Genomic DNA, 24,043 nt, shown 5'->3' with positions numbered 1-24,043 from the left:
TAAAAAAGAGAGAATTACTAAAAAAGAATACTAAAATTGATTATAATGAAGAATCTTAAAGAACGAATACTGGAACTGAAAAAAGAGAAGAATGCGGTTATTTTGGCGCATTATTATCAGGAATCCGATATTCAGGACGTTGCAGATTATGTAGGCGATAGCCTGGGATTGTCTCAGGAAGCAACAAAAGTGCATGCCGATATAATTGTTTTTGCAGGGGTGCATTTTATGGCTGAGACTGCAAAAATTTTGAATCCGTCCAAAAAAGTAATTCTTCCCGATTTAAATGCAGGCTGTTCATTGGCTGAATCCTGTCCTGCTGATTTGTTTCAAAAATTTATCGATGCACATCCGGACCACATCGTTATTACGTATGTGAATTGTTCTGCCGAGGTTAAGGCTTTAACAGATATTGTGGTAACTTCTTCTAATGCCGTTAAAATCGTAAATTCTATACCAAAAGACAAACCCATTATATTTGCTCCGGACAAAAATTTGGGAAAATATGTAATGGAACAAACGGGCAGAGAAATGCTGCTTTGGGACGGTGCTTGTGTAGTTCACGAAGCATTTTCATTGGATAAATTAATTGAATTGTATAAACAAAACCCTGATGCTCAAATTATTGCCCATCCGGAATCTGAAACCCATATTCTAAAAGCGGCCAACTATATTGGCTCGACGGCAGGAATGATTGAATATGTAAAAACCAATCCAAACAACAAATTTATCGTAGCTACCGAAGTGGGAATCCTTCATAAAATGAAACAGGAAGTTCCTGATAAAATATTAATTCCGGCACCTTCAAACGAAGACAATACTTGTGCCTGCAGTGAATGTGGGTATATGAAAATGAATACTTTACAAAAATTGTATGACTGTTTGCTGAATGAAGCTCCGGAAATTACAGTTCCTGCTGCTATTATGAAAAAAGCATTGCTTCCTATTGAAAGAATGCTTGAATTATCTAAATAATGATCCATACCAATTACTTAATTATAGGTTCGGGAGTAGCAGGATTGACTTTTGCCGTAAAAATTGCAGAACAATTTCCGGATAAAAAAGTTACGATTGTGACAAAGGCAAACGAAAACGAATCTAATACCAGATATGCGCAGGGAGGAATTGCTATTGTTACCGATATCGTGGGCGATTCCTATAAAAAACACATTGAAGATACTTTAATTTGCGGTGATGGCTTGTGCGATGAATCGGTGGCAGAAATGGTAATTACAGAAGGGCCAAGACGATTAAAAGAGTTGATAGAATGGGGTGCTAAATTTGACCAAAATACTGAGGGAACTTTGGATTTAGGCAAAGAAGGCGGGCATTCTGAAAATAGAGTCGTGCATCACAAGGACCAGACAGGTCAGGAAATTCAACGTGCTATTTTAAGCCAGGTACACCAAAAAGAAAACATCACTGTTTTAGATTATCATTTGGCAATTGATTTAATTACAAAAAACAACCGCTGTTCAGGAGCTTATGTCTTAGACCAGAAAACCAAAGAAGTACTCACTTTTCAATCGGATTTTACCTTACTCGCTACTGGCGGGATCGGTCATTTATACGGTCATACGACCAATCCCATGATTGCAACCGGTGACGGAATTGCAATGGCTTCGAGAGCCAATGCTGTGATTAAAGAAATGGAATTTATTCAATTTCATCCCACCGCCTTATATGATGCTTCTTCCGGAACTTCTTTCCTGATTTCGGAGGCGGTTCGTGGTTTTGGCGCTTATTTACGTACTAAAAATGGGCATCGATTCATGCCTGGTTATGATTCCAGAGGTGACTTAGCTTCGCGGGATATTGTTTCGCAAAGTATTGATTTGGAACTCAAAAAAACTGGTGATGATTGTGTTTATCTCGACTGTACGCATTTAGATTTAGATGGTTTCAAAAAACATTTTCCAATGATTTACGAACGTTGCAAAAGTATTGGTATTGACATTGCCAAAGACTGGATTTCTGTTGTTCCTGCGCAACATTATCTTTGTGGCGGAATTGTAGTGGACAAAAACGGAAAAACATCTATAGAAAATCTGTTTGCCTGTGGTGAATGTTCCCGAACCGGACTCCATGGTGCGAATCGTCTGGCATCCAATTCATTATTAGAAGCTTTGGTTTATTCGGATAAAATTTATCATTATTTGGCTCAAAATTCTGCTATAAAAAATCAAGCTGCGGAAACAGTTTCTAACTGGAAATTCACTAAAAATCCGGAAATCAATATAGATTATGTTACCAAAACGAAAGCTGAATTACAACTTTTGATGCGTCAAAATGCCGGAATTATTCGTAATGATACTGATTTAATAAATGCCAATAAAAAACTTTCTTATTGGAAAAAAGAAATAGAGCAGCAAATAAAGAACTATAATGTAAGTGCCGAATTGTATGAATTACACAATATGATTACTATTGGTGATTTAATCGTTCAACAATCTATTAACAGGAATGAAAATCGTGGTGGGTTTGTAAAAATTTAACTCACTAACCAACTTTTAAAAAAAATCGGTCAATTGCTTAAACTTATTTGACAAAGCTGCAAAACCTGCGCAGCTGGCTTCATTATTTCAACTATTCATTACGACAAAAAAACCGGCAAACAACATTTAAAACGCTCTTTTTTAAGTGTTTACTAAAAACATTATCCTGACCTTTAATTGTTTAAGTAAATAGTATTGTTTTTATGATTTGACTCATAAACCTTTTATTAAGGGAATATTATTTTTACTTATTATAAATAATTAAACGAATTAGTTTAAAAATCAATAAAGATGAGAAGAGAAAAAAAACTATGGATTGCGTTTGCTCTCGTTATGAGTATTTCATTTGCAGTTTTGGGATACTATGGCTATGAAATTTACCAAAAAGCCCCTCCAATTCCGCTTAAAATTGTTTCTACTGACAACAAAACCATTTTTACAGAGGAAGAAATTAAAGATGGCCAAAACATCTGGCAAAGTATGGGAGGCCAGGAAGTGGGGTCAATTTGGGGACACGGCGCTTATGTTGCTCCAGATTGGACAGCCGACTGGCTGCATCGCGAAGCAGTTTTTATACTGGATAAATTATCGCAGGAGGAATTCAAAAAAAACTTTGTCGATTTATCTGATGAGCAGCAAGCTATGATGAAGATCCGCCTGCAAAATGACGTTCGAAAAAATACTTATAATGAAGAAAACAAAACGATCACTATTTCTCAAAACCGAATTGAAGCTATTGCTTATTTGAGTACTTATTATGAAGGTTTGTTTATGAATGATCCAAAGTTTGATCAATTGCGAAATGACTATGCCATTCCGAAACTGTCTATAAAAGACAAGGGAAGAATGCATAAAATGAGTGCGTTTTTCTTTTGGGCAACTTGGGCAACGGTAACCAATAGACCGGATTCTGACATATCTTATACTCACAACTGGCCTTCAGACGAATTAGTGGGCAATGTGGCTACAAAAAATTTACTTATTTGGTCTGGTGTCAGTATCATCCTTTTAATTTTATGTACCGGTCTTTTAATTTTCTATCATGTTAAATCCGGTGCAGATGAGCATCTGGAAACGCCTGCTTTTGACCCTTTATTAAAACAAGGGATGACACCTTCGATGTATCAAATAAAAAAATACTTTTGGGTAGTCAGTTTACTCATTATTTTGCAGGTTATTTTTGGTGTCATTACAGCCCATTATGGTGTAGAAGGAAATGGTTTTTACGGAATCCCTCTGGATGAATTCTTACCGTATGCCGTAACCCGAACCTGGCACACTCAATTAGCCATATTTTGGATTGCGACAGCCTGGCTTGCCACAGGATTGTATATTGCTCCTGCTGTTTCGGGAAAAGATCCTAAATTTCAGGTTTTTGGAGTTAATTTTTTGTTCTTTGCCTTACTGATTATTGTTTTGGGGTCAATGGCCGGACAATGGTTTGGGGTAATGCAAAAATTAAACATGGTAGATAATTTCTGGTTTGGGCATCAGGGATATGAGTATGTAGACTTAGGCCGTTTTTGGCAATGTTTCTTATTAATTGGTCTGTTCTTATGGTTAGCTTTAATGATTCGCCCATTAATTCCAGTGCTTAAAAAAGGTACTGAAGAACGCAATTTGATTATAATGTTCTTAATTTCATGTGCCGCCATAGCTTCATTTTACGGAGCCGGTTTAATGTGGGGAAGACAAACAAATTTAGCCATTGCAGAATACTGGAGATGGTGGGTAGTACATCTTTGGGTTGAAGGATTCTTCGAAGTATTTGCAACGGTTGTTATCGCCTTTTTATTCGTTCGTCTTGGACTTCTCAAAACAAAAACAGCCACACTAAATGTGATTTTTTCAACCATCATCTTTATGTCAGGAGGTATTTTAGGTACTTTTCACCATTTGTATTTCTCCGGGACACCTACTGCTGTGATGGCTTTTGGAGCTACATTCAGTGCTTTGGAAATTGTTCCTTTAGTATTGATTGGATATGAAGCCTACCACAATTATAGCCTGTCTAAAGCTACACCATGGATTGTAGACTACAAATGGCCAATATACTTTATGATTGCTGTAGCATTTTGGAATTTCTTGGGAGCCGGAATATTTGGCTTCATTATTAATCCACCAATAGCTTTATATTATATTCAAGGATTAAATACCACGGCTCTTCATGCACATACTGCTTTATTTGGCGTGTACGGAATGTTAGGAATTGGATTGATGCTATTTGTTTTAAGAAGCTTATATCGTCATGAAATTTGGAATGAAAAATTACTGAAATTTATATTCTGGTCAACCAATATTGGCCTTTTGACAATGGCATTGCTAAGTTTACTTCCTGTAGGTGTTTTGCAGGCTGTAGCGAGTATTGAACACGGTATGTGGTATGCACGCTCGGCAGAATTTATGCAGCAGCCCACAATGGTTACCCTGAAATGGCTGCGTGCTATTGGTGATGCTGTTTTTGGTTTTGGAATTCTTGCTCTTTGTTATTTCGTATTTGAATTGACATTTAGAAAAACTAAAAAGTAAGATATTGTAAGGAACATTTTTGGCGAATATCCTGGTAAGGTTGAAGCCATTATATGTGCATTAAAATACGCATGTTTTTAGTAATCCTTTGTTATCCGACTGACTTTTGAAGAAGTGGAATCTAAGTGTATCATGATTTGACAAAATATATTTTTGTACCTTAAAATTTCGAGCTACAAATTTAAATCAAAACATTGGATAGTATTTAAAAGTAAAACATGAATAAAATGATTTAAAATATTTATTATTAGTATTTTAAATCATTTTTTTGTTTTTTATTATTTAATAATATTTACTTTTTCACGAGACATGTCTTTTCTGTGGGGAAATTGAGTAAATTCAATTACAAACTTTCTCTGTTTAGTTGATGCCTAAACATAGTCTCATCCTTCTTTTAAACAGTCTTAAGAAATAAGGAGGATTTCAAGTCTAATTGAATTGATAAGTGTTCAACAATTTGGTGGTGGACTATTATTCTGGACCAGAATCGATTTGTTTAATTGCAGTCCAAAGGCAAATAAGATTAGCCTCACTTATTGTTTTGCTGCTCTTCCTTATTTTTAACTTTTCATTTTTTATCCTGTTTCAACCAGCACTTGACTCCCTTTATGCCAGCAAAATATTGGATACAGGAATAATTTGGATTTAGCCTATTATCTTACCCAATACCAAATAATGCCCGGATCTGAATTACCGCAACAACCAAACCACGGCGCAGGATTAAAACCACAAACAGATACTAAAGTTCCCCACCAGTTCCCATTAGAATCGTTACTTGTTGTAATGGTCCCGCAAGCACCAGGTGAATACCAGGGCATTATTTCTTCTATTCCACTGTCTTGATAAGACCATGAATCAAATTTAGTATTTAATGTAATATTGTTTTGAGTATTATCTGTCTTAACAAAACTATAGGCTTGATTAGCTGTCCAGATTCCACCCCAATGCCCTCTGGCAGTTGCATCTATCATGTATTGAAAACCGCTTGGGCTCTTTTTAAGATAATCCGCATATGCTATGATTGAATATTGTCCATTAGTAGTAGGGGCAGTTTCATTTCTTAAAATAGCATTGTCTGCATCCCATCCTGAGGGATTGTTATTACATAATATCAAGGTCCATCCACCGCCATCAGTAGTCATATCGGCATAAATCTGAAAAGGATTACCACCATTTATATTTGAGTTTTTAATCCAGTATAATCCATCTGTGGCTCCCGGGAAATCACTTTTTATTTGTGAAGCACTTGTCCCGGCCGATGCTGCTGATAATCCATCATTAGACTTAACAGCTATTATTTGTCCGTTAATAGTCAATGAATTGCTTGTGGCCAAAGCCCCATTTTTATTAACGTAATTAAAATCAGAAGTCGAAACCCTACCGTTTTTGGTCAAAGCAGAAATAGCATTTACAGTCAAATCGGCAGTTATAGTATCACCATAGTGTGTGGCATTGCCTGCCTGAGTAGCTGTAATCGTGGTCATTCCTGGTCCTGTTATAGTAACTGTTGTACCACTAATTGTTGCTACTGCTGTATTACTGCTGCTATATGTAATAGCGCCAATACTATCACTGCCTGGAGGTGAAATTGTATAAAAGCTATCAAAATAGGTTTTAATCTGCGAATTAAAATTATTTAAATTGGGGCTTTTTAGTACCGTCACTGTTACGGTATTGGATACCGAACAGCCTTCATTAGCTGAGTATCCTAATAAATCATAAGTAGTGGTTTCTATTGGTGACAGTATAATTGATGGGGTGTTGGCTAAAAATCCTCCTCCATAAATTTCATAATAAGAAGCTGAACTTTTCTCGACAGCTAATCTGTCATTAGTTGATAATACCGAATCAAAAACAAAAACCTCTGCAACATCAGCATCTGAAGATTCACTGTCATTAATTCTTAAACCGTTTGGTCCTGACAAACCGCCATTTTGTGAGACAGTCTTAGAAACTCCATTTTCAAAAAAGGCTGATTCACTGCCATTTCCTGTTCCTGTATAAACATACGGATCATTATCCGCAGTAATACCACCTGGCTGTGAAACCCAACCATCAAAATGAGCCTGACTTTTATTGCCTCCCCACCATCCCAGTAACCAGTTATTATTGGCATTTAATACTCTGCCCCTGTTAGGGCCGGTTTGTTTTCCGGCATAAATAACAGTATAGGGTGGAGTAAAATTTACGTTGTTCTTTAGATTTTGACTGGTGTTGAATCTTAATACAGGTTTATTATTTAAACCATCAAAAACATATAATGGCTGTGCACCATTATAGGATGCAATCATGTCATTCCCGTTACCTGACTGATCATATAGTTTTACACAATAGCCGGTTGATCCATTTAACCAGGCAGTTATAGCGGCTGTATTCAAATTCGTTCCTGAAAATCCAAAATCAGCTTCCATATCATCATTCGCTCTTCTCAAGCGGATTGCATTACCGGAATAGGCGGTTCTTAAAAGTCGTAATCCTACCGCTAATTTATAGCCGGATACTTTATCCAAAGGGGTGGCATTATTAAATCCCCATGTATAACTACTCGCCCCGGAGGCTGTGAGTGTTACTGAATCTCCTGAATTAATGGTGACTGTGGCGGGGTTAATACTAACCAAAGGCATGGCATCTACAATAACAGCACCTGAAACAGTACTCGTTATTGGTGCTCCGTATGAGCCTGATATTTCGACATAAAAATAAGTAGTCCCTGTAACTACAGTAGGAGGGATGAAAGAATTACTGTTAGCACCATTAATAAGTGTTCCCCCAATAGTACTGGCTGTAGTATTACTATACCATTGATAAGTTAGATTAATGCCAGAAGCTTCTACCGTTAAAGGAGTTGCTGAATTTCCCATACATTCAGAATGACTGGCTGATGATGGTTGTACATTGACTATAGTATTACAGTTTGTTGAAATAGCATAATAATCTCCCTGACTACACTCTAACTGTAGCCGGTCATTATTAGAAATCAAAGAAGAGAACGCTATAGCTTCTGTTTCTAAAATAGAACCACCATCGCCGCCGCCGTCATAATTTCCGATGAATATTTGATTTACATTGTGAGTCTGTGAGCTAATTGATAAAATCATTGCCTGGTCAACAGGTGACAGAGATTCTGAAGTTGTTTTTGAAATACCATTTTTCCATATGCCAAGCTGTGATAAATCCTGCCAAAAGTTAGTGCCTCCTGATGTCAATATTCCTCCAATTCTAGGAGTAGCATCTAATATAGAATGAAAACTGGGCCATATTGCAGATTCGGATTTTATAACTGTCGAAATACTAAATAAATTTAGTGAACCTGTATAAACCAACCCTTTATTTCCTGAAAAATCAATTGTAGCTCTTAAACTAATTAATTTCAAAGCCCCAGAGAATACTATTTGTGGCTGAAAATTATAATCAGTTTTAATCATGTCTCTGGCATTTCCACTCTGGTCATACCAAATACTCACATAACCATTATCTCCATTTACAAAAGTTAATAAGGCACTTGTGTCTAAATCTCCGTTATTATCAAAACCAATTTCCTCAGTGGTATCATCGCTGCTGCGACGCACTTGTATAGCATTGCCAGTATAAGAACTACTTAATTTTCTCAAACTATAGGCTACTGCTGCAGGTGTGCTGCTCGTTAGTCCTAAATTGTCTAAAGTGTTTTGTGCAAATCCCTGAAGGCTGGCAAAAATAAGAAGATGACAAAATATTTTTTTATAAAACTTCATAGTATAATTTTATTAGAAGTTATTAATAAAAATAATCAAACTGAATTCTATCACTTACAGTTAATATGTAGGAACCATTATTGGAAGGAATATAAGTTAATGTAGTTCCACTTAAGCTATAAGCAGAATTACTGATCCGAATTCCATTGATATACATTTTAACTTTACTATTAATTGAAGGAATTTGATTTAAAGTGAATTCTGTTTGTGAAATAACTGAACTAAATTCATCAGTTAATTCTCTAACTAAATTAGAAGCTACCTGCGTATCAACATAAGTTTTTGTAGCTTTTTCGGTTGGAAATTTTACATCAGAATCTGAGTCAAATGTTCCATCAGTACTTTTATTAGCTAAATCTTCTTTTGTCGCTTCAGTTAGAGTTGCCCTTGTAGTTTCTGTTGCCAGATCAGTTGTCAAAACACTTTCTGCTGTTGTTGCCCTTGCGGTTTCTGCTGTCAGATCTGCTGTTAATGCGGCATCGGCATTGGTTCTTGCATTGGCCTCAGTTGCCAGATCAGTTGTCAAAGCACTTTCTGCTGTTGTTGCCCTTGCGGTTTCTGCTGTCAGATCTGCTGTTAATGCGGCATCGGCATTGGTTCTTGCATTGGCCTCAGTTGCCAGATCAGTTGTCAAAGCGCTTTCTGCTGTTGTTGCCCTTGTAGTTTCTGTTGCCAAATCATTTGTTAATGTGGTATCAGAATTGGTCCTTGCGTCGGTCTCGGTTGCCAAAGCTGTCGCCAAAGCGCTTTCAGCTGTTGTAGTTCTTGTATTTTCGGTTGCCAGATCAGTTGCCAAAGCACTTTCTGCTGTTGTTGCCCTTGCGGTTTCTGCTGTCAGATCTGCCGTTAACGTAGCGTCGGCATTGGTTCTTGCATTGGCCTCGGTTGCCAAAGCTGTTGTCAGAGTACTTTCTGCTGTTGTTGCCCTTGTAGTTTCTGTTGCCAAATCATTTGTTAATGTGGTATCAGAATTGGTTCTTGCAGTGGCCTCGGTTGCCAGATCAGTTGCCAGCACACTTTCAGCCGCTGTGGCTCTTGTAGCTTCTGCTGTCAGATCAGCCGTTAATGTAGCATCGGCATTGGTTCTTGCGGTTGTCTCTGTTGCCAGATCAGTTGTCAGAGCATTTTCTGCTGTTGTTGCCCTTGCGGTTTCTGCTGTCAGATCTGCCGTTAATGTAGCAACGGCGTTGGTTCTTGCAGCGGCCTCGGTTGCCAGATCAGTTGTCAAAGCGCTTTCTGCTGTTGTTGCCCTTGCGGTTTCTGCTGTCAGATCTGCCGTTAATGTAGCGTCGGCATTGGTTCTTGCAGTGGCCTCGGTTGCCAGATCAGTTGTCAAAACACTTTCTGCTGTTGTTGCCCTTGCGCTTTCTGTTGCCAAATCATTTGTTAATGTGGTATCAGAATTGGTCCTTGCGTCGGTCTCGGTTGCCAAAGCTATTGCCAAAGCGCTTTCAGCTGTTGTAGCTCTTGTATTTTCGGTAGCCAAATCAGTTGTCAAAGCTCTTTCTGCTGTTGTTGCCCTTGCGGTTTCTGCTGTCAGATCTGCCGTTAATGTAGCGTCGGCATTGGTTCTTGCATTGGCCTCGGTTGCCAAAGCTGTCGCCAAAGCGCTTTCAGCTGTTGTAGCTCTTGTATTTTCGGTTGCCAGATCAGTTGTCAGATCACTTTCTGCTGTTGTTGCCCTTGCGGTTTCTGCTGTCAGATTTGCCGTTAATGTAGCGTCGGCATTGGTTCTTGCGGTTGTCTCTGTTGCCAGAGCTGTCGCCAAAGCGCTTTCAGCTGTTGTTGCCCTTGTAGTTTCTGTTGCCAAATCATTTGTTAATGTGGTATCAGAATTGGTCCTTGCGTCGGTCTCGGTTGCCAAAGCTGTCACCAAAGCGCTTTCAGCTGTTGTAGCTCTTGTATTTTCGGTTGCCAGATCAGTTGTCAAAGCGCTTTCTGCTGTTGTTGCCCTTGCGCTTTCTGCTGTCAGATTTGCCGTTAATGTAGCGTCGGCATTGGTTCTTGCAGTGGCCTCGGTTGCCAAAGCTGTTGTCAAAACACTTTCTGCTGTTGTTGCCCTTGCGGTTTCTGCTGTCAGATTTGCCGTTAATGTAGCGTCGGCATTGGTTCTTGCGGTTGTCTCTGTTGCCAGAGCTGTCGCCAAAGCGCTTTCAGCTGTTGTTGCCCTTGTAGTTTCTGTTGCCAAATCATTTGTTAATGTGGTATCAGAATTGGTCCTTGCGTCGGTCTCGGTTGCCAAAGCTGTTGTCAGCACACTTTCAGCCGTTGTGGCACGAGTTACTTCTGCTGCTATCGCCATTAATCCAATTGATGAATTTGTGTCAATATAGGTTTTAACAGATTTTACAGTAGGGTATTTTATATTTGAAGTACCATCAATCGTTAGATCTGTGCTTTTATTAAAAAAATCCTCTTTCAGATTTAGTGCAGTTTGGGCAGCTAAACTAATTGGTTTATTCAAATCACTTGTATTGTCAATATTTTCAAGTGCTAAATTTGTCTTTGCACCAATAACTGTTGCAGCATTAGTTCCTCCATTTCCAATTGGGACAATTCCTATAACGTTTTCAGCATTTATTGCAGAAAAAGCAGAAGGAACTGAAGTAAAAGGCTGATTGCTGATTTCTACAAAATTTGAACATTGGCCATTTACATCCAATGCTACTTTCAGACTTTTTTGATTAACACTCCAATATATATTTGAAAACGATGATGCATAACCTGCTGATTGATTACCCGACCCAATAATGGTATTTACCATACCAAACTCATCAGTTGATGTGTTTATCGTTTCTTGATATTCCATACTGGATCCGGCATCTACAATTGTGAATTGTAAACAAATATTTTTATTTGCCAATGGGGTATTGATATTTGTCCCCGGTATTTTTCCTCCGTTAGGATTTATAATAACAGCCTGATAAGTTATTCCATTTGTTTGAGAATAAATTATAGATGAAACAAATAAGAGTAAAAGTAAAGTTATCTTTTTCATAATTTTTTATATTAAATAAATGCAAATAGAATTTGATTCGGATTAAAGGCAGGATATATTTAGAGAGCTATTTTAAATGATCTATACTTTTTAAATATATATCAGATTCTATTAGTGAGAAAACATTTAAATTATGCTCCTAATAAATTAGCTGGTTTTTTTATTGTTTGATAATTTTAGTATAGTAATTGAGATTAACAGCGTTTAATCGTATTAGATACCCAGAGGTCGGCAATTTTGCCAAATTAATAGTCAGAATATTATTGATGGCATTTTTCTTTTGTTCGTAAACTAAACGTCCTGATGAATCAAAAACATAAATAGATACAATATCATTGATAGTTTTTGAAAATTGGAAATTAATATTTTCTGTAAATGGGTTAGGATAAGTTACTATTTTAATATTCTCGATAGGATCTACATTATTTGCATTGATATATTTATACCAAAAGCTTTGTTGAAATCCGTGTATTACAATATAATCTTTATTAATAGCAGAGCCTGTAAGACTTTGTTGGCCAATAGTTTGTTGTACCATCAGACCATCAGCTGTCTTTATTGATTTTCCTTGTGAAGAAAGCATTTGATGGTGTAATATTTGTCCATAAAAAGCTGTTGAAAAAAATAAAAATATATATCTCATATAACTGCTATTTAAGGATTATTAGCTAAGTTAATTAATAAATCAAACGAATGTGAAAAAAATCTGATTAAATATATATTTTAGTAATTAGTAAGACTTTTTGTATTTTTTTTGTAAGATTTTTACCGGTTTTCAAAAATTGATGAGACAAATATTTTCTGAATTCTTTGATTAAAATGTTTAATTTTATTAAAATGATAAAAATTACAGGATATAATGAATAAAGAGTAATTAGATATAAAGAAAGGTATTTATACGGATTTTTTAAAAATTATGCCCTAATAGGTGGTAATGGCGTCAAAAATTCTGGAAAGCGGTGGTAATTCGTTTTTTCGGGTTAATCGGCCGTGGATGGCTGTCGAAACACTTATTAAGGGTTATTCCATGAAAAAAAAGAGATAGAATAGCAGACTGTCAGCAATAAAGTGAATACTGATATAATGTAAAGTTTTCTATATTACAGGATTTTTATATTCATAAAATGAACTGCTTACAATCAGGCTTCTTTATTGGAGGCTGACGGAAGTCAAATTGATTCTTGGAATATTCCGGACCATTTGATATTTCTTTTATAGAATGTGGAATTATTATTTGAATTGCTCGGCAACATTATTTCGCTTACGATGTTTGAATTTATGGCAAGTTGTATTATATGACCTTAGTTCCCGTGGCTTTATGGGTCTATTAAATTTAATATCTCGGATTGGTATATAAAATGATGATAAACCAACGAGCATGATCAACATATTTTTCGATGAAGCAATATGATTTTATATATGGTGTTCTTCTTTTAAGCCAATAATAAATTGATTATTTTTGTATGAAGATGGCTTTTAAGATCTGGGATTTAGATTCGCCAGAAATTATAATTTTCATTTATGCTTTAGAATAACTAATTTAAATAGCAAAAATGTTTTATTGGTTTTACTGAATTTAGTAATATTTATTGCGCTTTTATTACTTAAAAATAATTTTATGAATGCACGTTTTAATGAAATAATTAATGCAAAAACACCTGTATTGATTGATTTTTATGCTACATGGTGTGGTCCATGTCAAGTACTTAGTCCTGTCTTGAAACAGGTAAAAGACAGTTTGGGCGAACGTATTTCCATTATTAAAATTGATATAGATAAAAACCAGGAAATTGCAGCTTCCTATAATGTTAGAAGTGTTCCAACGATAATGTTATTCCAAAACGGAAAACAGCTGTGGCGCCAGTCCGGTGTATTGTCAAAGGATGAGATAATAAAGATAATACTGGAGAAATCTAATTAATAGTTTAGTATGAACAGGTGTGTCTGCAAGCAGAATTAACAGGCTGTTTTTTTAACTATTCTTCTAATTGCATCACAACTTTGTGCGGTTTTTTATTTGGTGTGGAACTAAAGGTTTACTTTTCTTGCCTTGTTTATTTTTGAACCCCAATTTTAACTGCTTTACAGCAATTTTTTTAAAAAAATATAATAATTTTCCTTTAAAGTATTATTTATTACTCAAAAACTTTTAGCAATTTGATGACGATTTAATTTGAAAAATATATTATTATATTTTAGTAATTAATGTAATTTGTTGCATTTAAAAAAAATATATATATTTGATTTTCAATATTCTATTTTCAATTTGCATGAAAGTAGAATGCTGTGATAAAAATGGCTTCTCCCCAAGATGCTGTTTAATGTGATTCCCAAATCACAAAATAACCTACATATAAAACAAATGACGAAATTTATAATTAGAATTTTATTTCTAGTAATATCGCTTATTCCTCCAATTCTTAATGCCCAAATTAAAAAAATCGGAGTCCCCTTTATCACTAATTATAACCCGAAAACCTATAAGGCTGCTTCAGAAAACTGGGATGTTCTCCAGGATTCCAGGGGAATGATGTTTTTTGCGAATCATTTCGGAATTATGCAGTTTGATGGTGTGAGATGGAGTATTGTTTTGCAGCCTGAAAACAGAAGTATGGTTCGCTCTCTGGCGATTGATAAAAAAAATAAAATATATGTTGGAGCCCAGGGCGAGTTTGGATATACGGTTCAGCTGGCAAACGGACAGTATAAATATACTTCTTTAGTAAAATTAATTCCGGATGGCGCCAGAAATTTAGGAGATGTATTCCATACCGTTGCCCGTAAAAGTGATGTCGTTTTCTTTACTAATGACAGAATATTTATTTATAAAAACAACAAAATCAAAGTCATCTTTTCCGAAACTAATTTTGATGATTTTTATGAAGTCAACAAAGATATTTATGTGTCAGATAATACAAAAGGTTTACTGAAACTCGACAATGATATTCTGAAAGCAATTCCGAATAGTGCACAATTTTCAGGAATGAAGATTAGTAAAATATTTCAAACAAAAAAAGGTTTATTACTTCTCACACAGAAAAAAGGATTTTTTATTTATAAAAATAATCAAATACAGCCTTTTGCAACAGAAGCGGATTATTTGCTCAAACAAAATCAAATTACAGTTGCAATTCAGCTTTCTGATGGTTATTTTGGAATCGGAACACGTCAATCCGGATTGATAATAATGAATAGTTCAGGAGAATTGATTCAGCATATCAACAGGCAGATGGGCCTGCAGAATGAATATGTAACCAATCTTAAAACTGATAAGGAGGGCAATTTGTGGGTAACGATGAAAGAAGGGATTTCATTGATCCAGATTTCTTCACCACTGTCAAGAATATTGGATGTATCAAATTCGGAAACAAAAATATACTGTAGCCACATTTATCAAAATAAATTGTATATCGGTACAGACAATGGTTTATTCTGGATTGATTGGGAAGCTTATAAAAGTGGAAAGCGTGAAAATGCACATTTTCAACACATTACCGGAATGTCTGAAAATGTGTGGAATATTGGTTTTTTTGGCAGTTCCCTTTTGGCTTTTGAAAAGAATGGTGTATTTGAAATTTCCGGTAATTCGGCAAAATTAGTAGCCAAAACGGATGGAGCGTGGAAGGGTATAATTATCCCTGAAAATCCTGATTTATTGCTTGTTGGCGGTTACACCGGATTATATTTATTAAAGAATATAAAGGGATTATGGGTGTTTCAAAACAAAATTAAAGGCTTTGGTGAAAGCAGTCGGATAATAGAAACGGATAAAGAAGGAAATATCTGGATAGCACATGGATACAAGGGAATTTATAAAATTAGGTTCAATGCAACATTCGACGCCGTTTCAAACATTATATTCTATAATCAGGCAGATGGTTTTCCTTCGAGTTTGTTTCTGAATACTTTCAAAATTGATAATGAGATTCTTTTTGGAACAACGAAAGGGGTTTACAAACAAGATGTAGCTTCAGGAAAAATGATTCCGGATCCGGTTTTTAAGAAATATCTCGGTATGGAAAACCATATTCGTTTATTGAAAGCAGATAATCAAAATAACACATGGTATGTTTCGGGAGAAAATACAGGAAAAATAAACCGGAGAAAACAAGGGAATTTACATTTAGAAGAATTGCCTTTTAGAAAACTAAGGTATTTATATATTCCGGGTTTCGAAAATATCCAGACCACCACAAATGGAGATGTCTTTTTTGGTACACAAAATGGATTAATTCATTATAACGTAGCCAAAAACAAACTTTATCAGTCGAAGTACAAAGCCGTAATTTCAGAAGTTAAAAGTATTTTTCCCAAGGATAGCCTGCTCTTTTCAAACAGGTTTAATGTGCTTCCTGCCAATATTAAATCAGGAGAAGAATTTTCTCCCGTTTTATCATATTCGAATAACGCACTGCATTTTGCATTTGCATCTCTGCATTACGATGAAACCGATGCGACAAAATACGAATATTGGCTGGAAGGTTTTGAACCCAAATGGTCGGATTGGAGCCTTCAAACTGAAAAAGAATATACCAATCTGCCTGAAAATGAATATGTTTTTCACGTAAGGGCAAAAAATATATATGATGTTGTAAGCGAAGAAGCTGTTTTTAAATTTGAGATTTCACCACCCTGGTACCGTACTATCTGGTCTTATATACTGTATTTACTGCTTTTTTGCACTTTGATTTACGCCATTATAAAAAATCAAAAAAATATTGCAGAGCGGGACCGTGAACAATTAATTCTCAATCAGGAAAAAGAACTGTTGCGAAATCGTGCCGAATTAAACGAGCAAAAACTCGCTTTAGAACAGGAAAATATGGCCATTATGCGCGATAACCTGGAATCTACAATTAATTTAAAAAATGCAAAAGTGGCTTCAAATACTGTCAACCTCATCCATTTAAATGAAATTCTCCTTTCGATAAAAGAATTGATTAGCCAGATTGACAGGAAGAATGATGTTAATGTGAACTTCAGTTTATTAACCAAAATAAACAAATTGATAGATCACGAATTGCAGGGAGATAAACACTGGGATGAGTTTGAGGAAATCTTCAATCAGCTGCATGATAATTTTATGCAGAGACTCAAAACAAGCTATCCGGAATTAACGCCTCGTGATATGAGATTGTGCGCTTACTTGCGAATGAATTTCAATACTAAGGAAATTGCTCCGCTTTTGGGAATTTCTGTCAGAGGGGTTGAAGATACCCGTTACCGTATCCGAAAAAAACTTCAGCTTCCATCCGATGCCAACATCACTGAATTTATTTTAAATTTTTAGTTTTATTATTAAGTAAAATCCCAGGCAGTTTTACTTTTCTGAGGGTTTAAGATTACATTTTTTTATTAACACCGTAGTCAAACCGTATAGTAAAATACAGATTTTACTTAGTTTATTTGTTAATATTGGCAATTATTGGTAAAATAATAATCCATTTTTTCGGAGTTTATTTTATTTAACCAATAGCACTTTACTAATAAAAACTAAAAAAATGAAACAAAAAAACTCTGTCTTCGGCCGACCACCGAAATCAAATTACCATTATTTAAAAAAAATTACCATTTTGGCATTTATGCTATTGTTGCCATTATTGAAAACCCAAGCGCAATGTAATACGCTTATTTGGGCAGATGAATTTAATGGCACAACCGTAGATTTAACCAAATGGCAAAGTATTTCCGGAAACGGCTGCCCTTCGCTTTGCGGATTCGGAAATGCTGAGGCACAGCGTTATGATCCTAATCAGGCAACCATTGTTAAAGAAGGAACCAACAGCTATTTGAATATTCAGGCCAAATACGAACCTAATTCACAATTTCCTCAACAGCCGTATGCTTCTGCAAAATTAACTACGGAAGGAAAATACGCCATCAAATACGGAAGGATTGAAGCCCGTATGAAGTTATCAACCGGAATGGGAGCATGGCCTGCTTTCTGGATGCTACCGGCAGGCACAGCAAATTGGCCATACACTGGTGAAATTGATATTATGGAAGCCAAACACAGGAATCCAAAATCCATAGACGGTACAATTCATTACGATGGTGGAGGTTATCATTATACCGGTAGAAGTTATACTTCGCCAACTGATTTATCCAACGAATTTCATGTATATGCGGTAGAATGGGGACCAAATATCATAAAATGGTTTATTGACGGAAATTTATTTCATACGGCTACGCCAAATACGACTGTAAATGGGGGATGGCCTTTTAATGATCAGCAGTTTTATATTATTTTAAATTTAGCTGTTGGAAGTTTAGGAACACCTTATACAAGTGTTAATGGTGCTGGAGTTGAGCCAATTCCGGCTGATTTTCCGGCAAAAATGCAGGTTGATTATGTTCGTGTTTACAGTGGCAGTTTTACATACGGCGTTTTGGGAGATGCCAAAGTATATAATAACGAAACAAATAAAACATACTCTATAAATGCTATTTCCGGAGCCGCTTATAATTGGACAGTTCCTACGGGAGCGACAATTACGTCAGGACAAGGTACTAACACAATTACAGTAAACTGGGGAACATCCGGGGGAGATGTTGCCGTAGCTACTACTGTTTCGGGATGCGCTGCCAATACATATAAACTAGCTGTCACTACAGAAGTGCCTTTGCCGGTAGAAAAGATTCAGGAAGACTTTCAATCAAACCGAAATATTGTTTACGGAAATAAAACGGGAGTTCTGACAGAAGCTGTTGCGAATCCTTCGGCGACGGGAATTAATACTTCTACATTGGTAGGGAGATATGTCCGCAACTCATCCGAGTTATATGATGTGATAAATATCAAAAACGTAGTAATCTCTAATGCCAATGATTATGTTTACGGCAGAAAAAAGATTTCTTTTGATATCTATACTTCTGCACCGGTTGGGACTAAAATTTCCATGCAGCTTGAAAACAGTCTGGTAACAACAGCCATTAATTTTCCGTCAGGAAGACATAGCGGTTACAAAGCCACGACTACCGTACAAAACAAATGGGAAACGATTGAATTTGAATTTGAAAAAGTAATCGATCCAAACACAAGTGCTTTAACCATTAACACCGTTGTTTTCCTTTTCGAATCGAATTCGAATTCAGGAGCTACTTATTATTTTGATAATCTCCTTACGAAAGCAGCACCTGAAAAGCCAGTTATCGCAACAGATGTTTTACTGAATTATGACGATACCAATAGAATTATTAAAGGAACTACTACCGGAACGTATTCTGTGGTAGCAAATCCGGGTTCTAATTCAGTTAACAGTTCTGCCAATGTGGCGAGATATGTTCGAAATGTAACGGAACAATATGATGTTCTTTTCTTTAATGCACAAAGCACGATCGAAGATGCCGGTTTATTGAAAAACCAAACCAATAAAATCATGATTGATGTTTACACTTCGGCGCCAATTGGAACTGTAGTAAGTATGAATCTGGAAAACAGTGCAACATCACTTCCCACCAATTTTCCAACGGGAAGAAACAGTAATTATGTGGCGATTACCACTAAACAAAATCAATGGGAAACATTGACTTTTTATTACAATGCAAGTCCGGATTTAGGAACTTCCAATCTGGCAATCAACCAAATGGTTTTATTGTTTAACTCAGGTTCCTACACAAGCGATACGTATTATTTTGATAATATCAGAATTGGTACTACCAAACTTCCGGATACTTTTACGCCTGGAGTAATTTACGAAGATTACCAAAATACACACAATATTACGTTTAGGGATGCCATTGGAACCTATACTCCAAATACTGTAAATCCAAGTGCGACAGGAATCAATACTTCTTCAAATGTTGGGAAATATGTTAGAAAATCGACCGAGTTGTATGATAACTTTTCATTCAATACAACTTTAACTAATATTGCAGACTTCAAAAACGGAACAAAAAAATTCGCTATGGATATCTATACATCTGCGCCGGTTGGATCAATAATATCCTGGCAGGCAGAAAGCAATGCTTCTATTCCGTCTAATTTTCCAGCAGGAAGACACAGCGTTTATCAGGGAGTTGTAAAACAAACCAATACATGGCATACGGTAACTTTTACCTATGCAAGTTCACCGGATGCTTCGACTTTGGATAGTGAAGTAAATCGTTTTGTATTCTTATTCGAACCGGGAACAAGTTCCGGAAATACTTATTTCTTTGATAATATCAGGGCGCTGAATTTAGTTTCTACAGAAAATCCGCCGGCAACTTTACCGGCTCCATGGGTAAGTACAGATTTGGGTGCTGTAACACCAGCCGGAGAAGCAACTCACGCTAATGGAACTTTTACCATTAAAGGTGCTGGAACAGATATTTGGGAATCGAGTGATCAGTTTCAATATGTATACCAACCGATAACAGGTGATGCAGAAATTATTGCCAGAGTAACTTCATTGACCGATACCAATACGTATGCTAAAGCAGGAGTGATGTTCCGTGAAACGCTTACGACAACTTCTAAACATGCTATGACCACTATTACGGCTGCAGCAGGAGTAGAATTTTTATCGAGAGATGCGGTTTCAGTGCCAACAATTCAGCAGGGAGCAGCAGGAACTTTCCCGAAATGGATTCGTACTGTCAGGGCAGGAAACGTATTTACGTCTTACATATCAGATAACGGAACAACATGGACTCAGGTTGGTACAGCACGAACAATTGCAATGGCCAATACAATTTATGTAGGAATGGCAGTAACATCACATAATAACGGAACTTTGACAACAGGTGTTTTCAGCGATGTGATTGTTAGAAATAATACGCCTCCAAATATCAATGTCAATTTAGCTTTAGGAAAAACGGCTACAGCTTCTACAGAAGAAAATGCTACTTACACCGCCAGTCAGGCAACGGATACTGATTCAACTGTGTCGAGATGGGCAAGTTCGTTTGCCAATGCAACAGAATGGATTTATGTTGACTTGGGAAGTAATTATAATATCAACCGTGTGGTACTAAAATGGGAAGCAGCTTTTGCCACCCAATACAAAGTGCAGCTTTCTATAGACAATGTCTTTACAGAAAACGAAACGATAAATACGCAAACTTCCGGAGATGGAGGTACAGACGACTTAACGGTAAGTGGAACAGGAAGATACCTGAGAATCTTATGTACTGCAAAAGCTCTGGCTCCTTATGGATATTCATTGTATACAATAGAAGCTTACGGATCGGCATCAACAGCTAAAAAAGCAGTAATTGCTGAACAAGCTGAAGCAGAAACCAGAGTATTTGCCATGTATCCAAATCCTGCCAGCAATTATGTTCAGCTTTCAATACCTGAAAAATTAGATAATAAAATCATTACGATTTATGACAATTCAGGGAAACTGATATGGCAGACTCAGTTAGGCGATAACGCCAATGAAAGTCAAATTGATATTAGCAAGCTGTCAAGAGGAATTTACATTCTGAATTTTAAATCAGATCAAAAAAGCTGGACTAAAAAACTGATTAAGCAATAAAATAAAAAATCCATTGGGTGTAAGTTGTCTGGAATATTATTTCAATGTCCCCAAATTAGAAATAAATTCAAGAAAATATTTGCACCTGACGGATAATAAGTTATTTCGAAAATGATATTAAGATTTATTTACGTAACCCAAAATTATCTACATATGAATAAAATTAAACTTACAAAAATTTCTTTTCTGACACTGTTTCTGGTGTTTTCAAATTTAATGTCCGGTCAGGGAGCTATTCCTTTTACAATCAGCAATACCTCTACATTTAATGATAACGAATTATATGTAGCCATTGTTGGAATCGATTATACTACCGGAAATCACGTTTGGGTCAATGCCAAAACGAGTCAGGTTTTACCAATGAGTTCTTCTTACAATACGGTTACAGGACCAACGATTGGTGGCAATACCGGCCCGGGACAAAACTCGAAATATGCCGCTTGTTTTACCAAATTAAGCGAAATTCCGAACAAGACTTTCACACTGCCCTTAATTGCAGGCTGCAGGGTTTTTATAGCCAAAGGACAGCAACTGTATTTTTACTTTTTTGGAGCTAATGGTGCTCCTTCAGGGTATACTTCGCCGAATCCGTTGAACGTCACAGATCCAAATCAGGGTATTTTATATGAAATTATCGAATTGACGAATAATCAATATGGTTTCTTCGGAAATCCATCAAGGGTGGATTCGTACAAATATCCAATGGGACTGGAATTATTTGGTGCAAACGGTTATCAAAAACGAGTGGGTGAATTAAAAAAACACGCTGATATTGTGGCGGCTTTCAAAGCCAATGTGCCATCAGAATTTCAGGGTTGTGTAAATGAAGCAACCGGCGAAATTACAGCTCCGTCTAAAACACCAGCTTTTGCAGACGGAACCGGAGGAACTTCTGTAGGACCTCAGGCGAATTATTTAAAACCGTATATTGATGCTATCTGGAATAAATATAAAAATGAAGATTTGATATTTTATGCAGGAGATGCCGGAGTTTTTAAAGGACGTGTTATTGGAGAACAACTTGAAATGGTTGGACAATCCGGGGGTTTTACTGGCCGTACAGGAAGAGTTCAAAACAGGCCAACAACTCAGGAAGCATTGGAAGGAAAAGGTGTTCTGGACAGAAGACTGGTTGACGGCGATTTGGATCTTGTGATTCAGGCACAACTTACAGCAGCCATTAACAGACATGTTGTGAATACTACAACTGCAAATCCGGGTCAGCAAAATTGGTATGACGCCACAAAATTTTATCAGGTAAACCCAACCAATCATTATTCAAAATTCTGGCATTTGCCGGGAATCAGTGTTGATAATCTGGCTTATGGATTTGCTTATGATGACGTGGCTGACCAATCGCCATCGCTTCATACGCCACAGCCGACGAAAGTAATTGCTGCTTTTGGAGGTTATGCAGGAACGGTTCCTTCAATTCCGGCTTCTACAGATGTAATTACGGTTTATAAAGATTGTAATTATACAGGATTTTCCGGAGGATTGACTATTGGTGATTATAATCTGGCCCGTTTGAATACTTTGGGAGTTCTGAACGATGATATTTCGTCACTTAAAGTGGCACAGGGTTTTAAGGTGATTTTGTATCAGGACGATAATTTTACAGGAGCTTCAACAACGATTACTTCTGATAATACTTGTTTGAATGCAACGTGGAATGATAAAGTTACTTCTATCCGAATTTTGGCAAACGGAGTTACGACTTTAGGAAATCAGACTTTCTTTTTGCAAAACAGAAACAGTAATTTAAATATGGATGTCTGGAATGCCAGTTTATCTAATGGAGCCAATGTTGCTCAGGGGACTGCAAATTCAAACGCAAATCAGAAATTTACATTTACACATTTAGGTGATGGATTGTATAAAATTGTGGCAAGTCACAGCGGGCAGTCTTTGGATGTAAATAATTTCAGTAAAGATAACGGTGCTAATGTTGAGCAATATCCATACAATGCAACTCCAAACCAGCAATTTATCTTGATTGCTACAGGAGATGGATTTTATAAAATCGTTGCCAGACATAGTGGTAAATTGGTAGAAGTGGCAGGAGCAAGTACAGCAAATGGTGCTAATGTACAGCAATGGCAGGATAATGGACAGGTTTGCGCACAATGGAAACTGGTTCCGGCAACCACTTCACAAACATCTGTTTTAATTCAGGCTGAGGATTATTCAGCCATGAACGGAATTCAGGTAGAAGCTACTACAGATACGGGAGGAGGTTCAAATGTTGGTTATACAGAAACAGGCGACTGGCTGGCTTATAACAGTATAAATTTTCCAACTACAGGTTCTTATCTAATTGAATATAGAGTTGCAAGCGCCGTAGCAGGTGGTAAATTATCATCTGATTTGAATGGAGGAACGATTGTGTTAGGAACTGTTAATGTACCTAATACCGGAGGCTGGCAAAACTGGCAGGCCGTTTCTCAAACAGTAAATGTAAACGCGGGAACTTACAATTTTGGTATCTATATTCAAAATACCGGAATGAATATCAACTGGATTAAAATTACGAAAGTAGATGCTGCTTCAACTATAAAACCGGCTTCAACTCAAATTACAGAACAAGAAACTGTGATTGAAACTCCATTAAATATTTATCCGAATCCGGTTGAGAGTACGCTTTTCTTTACAACAGAAATTTCCGGAAATGTGAGTATTGTAGATGCCCAGACAGGAGTTTCGGTTTCCTCCCAAAAAATCAATAGCAACAGCGTAGATGTTTCACATCTAAGAACTGGTGTTTATTTGATTGTTTTGGAAAAAGACGGACAAAAAACGACAAAACGTTTCATTAAAAAATAG

At 36.6% G+C, this 24,043-nt stretch carries 10 protein-coding genes; 7 read left to right on the top strand and 3 right to left on the bottom strand.

Features of this window, described 5'->3' with window-relative positions; all coding sequences use genetic code 11:
• Positions 1-45: 45 nt before the first annotated feature.
• The 3 genes from nadA (at position 46) to ACEN92_RS05300 (ending at position 5,024) form a co-directional block, all read left to right on the top strand.
• The gene (nadA, locus tag ACEN92_RS05310; RefSeq protein WP_495641330.1) at positions 46-975 is read left to right on the top strand and encodes a quinolinate synthase NadA; all 930 of its coding nucleotides are present in this window, start codon (positions 46-48) and stop codon (positions 973-975) included.
• Positions 975-2,495, top strand: coding sequence for an L-aspartate oxidase (gene nadB / locus ACEN92_RS05305; RefSeq protein WP_495641329.1), 1,521 nt, complete (start codon positions 975-977; stop codon positions 2,493-2,495). The genes nadA and nadB overlap by 1 nt, the downstream gene beginning before the upstream one ends.
• Positions 2,496-2,786: 291 nt before the next feature.
• Complete coding sequence (locus ACEN92_RS05300; protein ID WP_495641328.1) at positions 2,787-5,024, top strand: nitric-oxide reductase large subunit; 2,238 nt, start codon at positions 2,787-2,789, stop codon at positions 5,022-5,024.
• A gap of 653 nt (positions 5,025-5,677) precedes the next feature.
• On the opposite strand, the gene ACEN92_RS05295 is transcribed toward ACEN92_RS05300, so the two are convergent.
• The 3 genes from ACEN92_RS05295 to ACEN92_RS05285 form a co-directional block, all read right to left on the bottom strand.
• Positions 5,678-8,758: a fibrinogen-like YCDxxxxGGGW domain-containing protein gene (locus ACEN92_RS05295; RefSeq protein WP_495641327.1), complete on the bottom strand. Its 3,081-nt coding sequence runs from the start codon at positions 8,756-8,758 to the stop codon at positions 5,678-5,680.
• Positions 8,759-8,780: 22 nt separating this feature from the next.
• Positions 8,781-11,756 carry a beta strand repeat-containing protein gene (locus ACEN92_RS05290; protein WP_495641326.1) on the bottom strand — a complete coding sequence of 992 codons (2,976 nt, stop codon included), beginning with the start codon at positions 11,754-11,756 and terminating at the stop codon, positions 8,781-8,783.
• Between the two features lie 160 nt (positions 11,757-11,916).
• A complete protein-coding gene (locus tag ACEN92_RS05285) occupies positions 11,917-12,399 on the bottom strand; it encodes a T9SS type A sorting domain-containing protein (protein ID WP_495641325.1) in 483 nt (160 codons plus the stop codon).
• A 975-nt stretch (positions 12,400-13,374) separates the two neighbouring features.
• On the opposite strand from ACEN92_RS05285, the gene trxA reads away from it, so the two are divergent.
• From trxA to ACEN92_RS05265, 4 genes are all read left to right on the top strand, one after another.
• On the top strand, positions 13,375-13,677 hold the full coding sequence (gene trxA, locus ACEN92_RS05280) for a thioredoxin (protein ID WP_495641324.1): 303 nt from the start codon (positions 13,375-13,377) through the stop codon (positions 13,675-13,677).
• A gap of 441 nt (positions 13,678-14,118) precedes the next feature.
• A complete protein-coding gene (locus tag ACEN92_RS05275; protein WP_495641323.1) occupies positions 14,119-17,046 on the top strand; it encodes a triple tyrosine motif-containing protein in 2,928 nt (975 codons plus the stop codon).
• Positions 17,047-17,257: 211 nt separating this feature from the next.
• The gene (locus ACEN92_RS05270; protein ID WP_495641322.1) at positions 17,258-21,220 is read left to right on the top strand and encodes a family 16 glycosylhydrolase; all 3,963 of its coding nucleotides are present in this window, start codon (positions 17,258-17,260) and stop codon (positions 21,218-21,220) included.
• A gap of 153 nt (positions 21,221-21,373) precedes the next feature.
• Complete coding sequence (locus tag ACEN92_RS05265) at positions 21,374-24,043, top strand: beta-1,3-glucanase family protein (RefSeq protein ID WP_495641321.1); 2,670 nt, start codon at positions 21,374-21,376, stop codon at positions 24,041-24,043.

Source organism: Flavobacterium sp. Flavsp81, assembly GCF_059491325.1.
The sequence above is the reverse complement of the archived record's forward strand: the minus strand, read 5'-3'. Positions and strand labels throughout refer to the sequence as shown.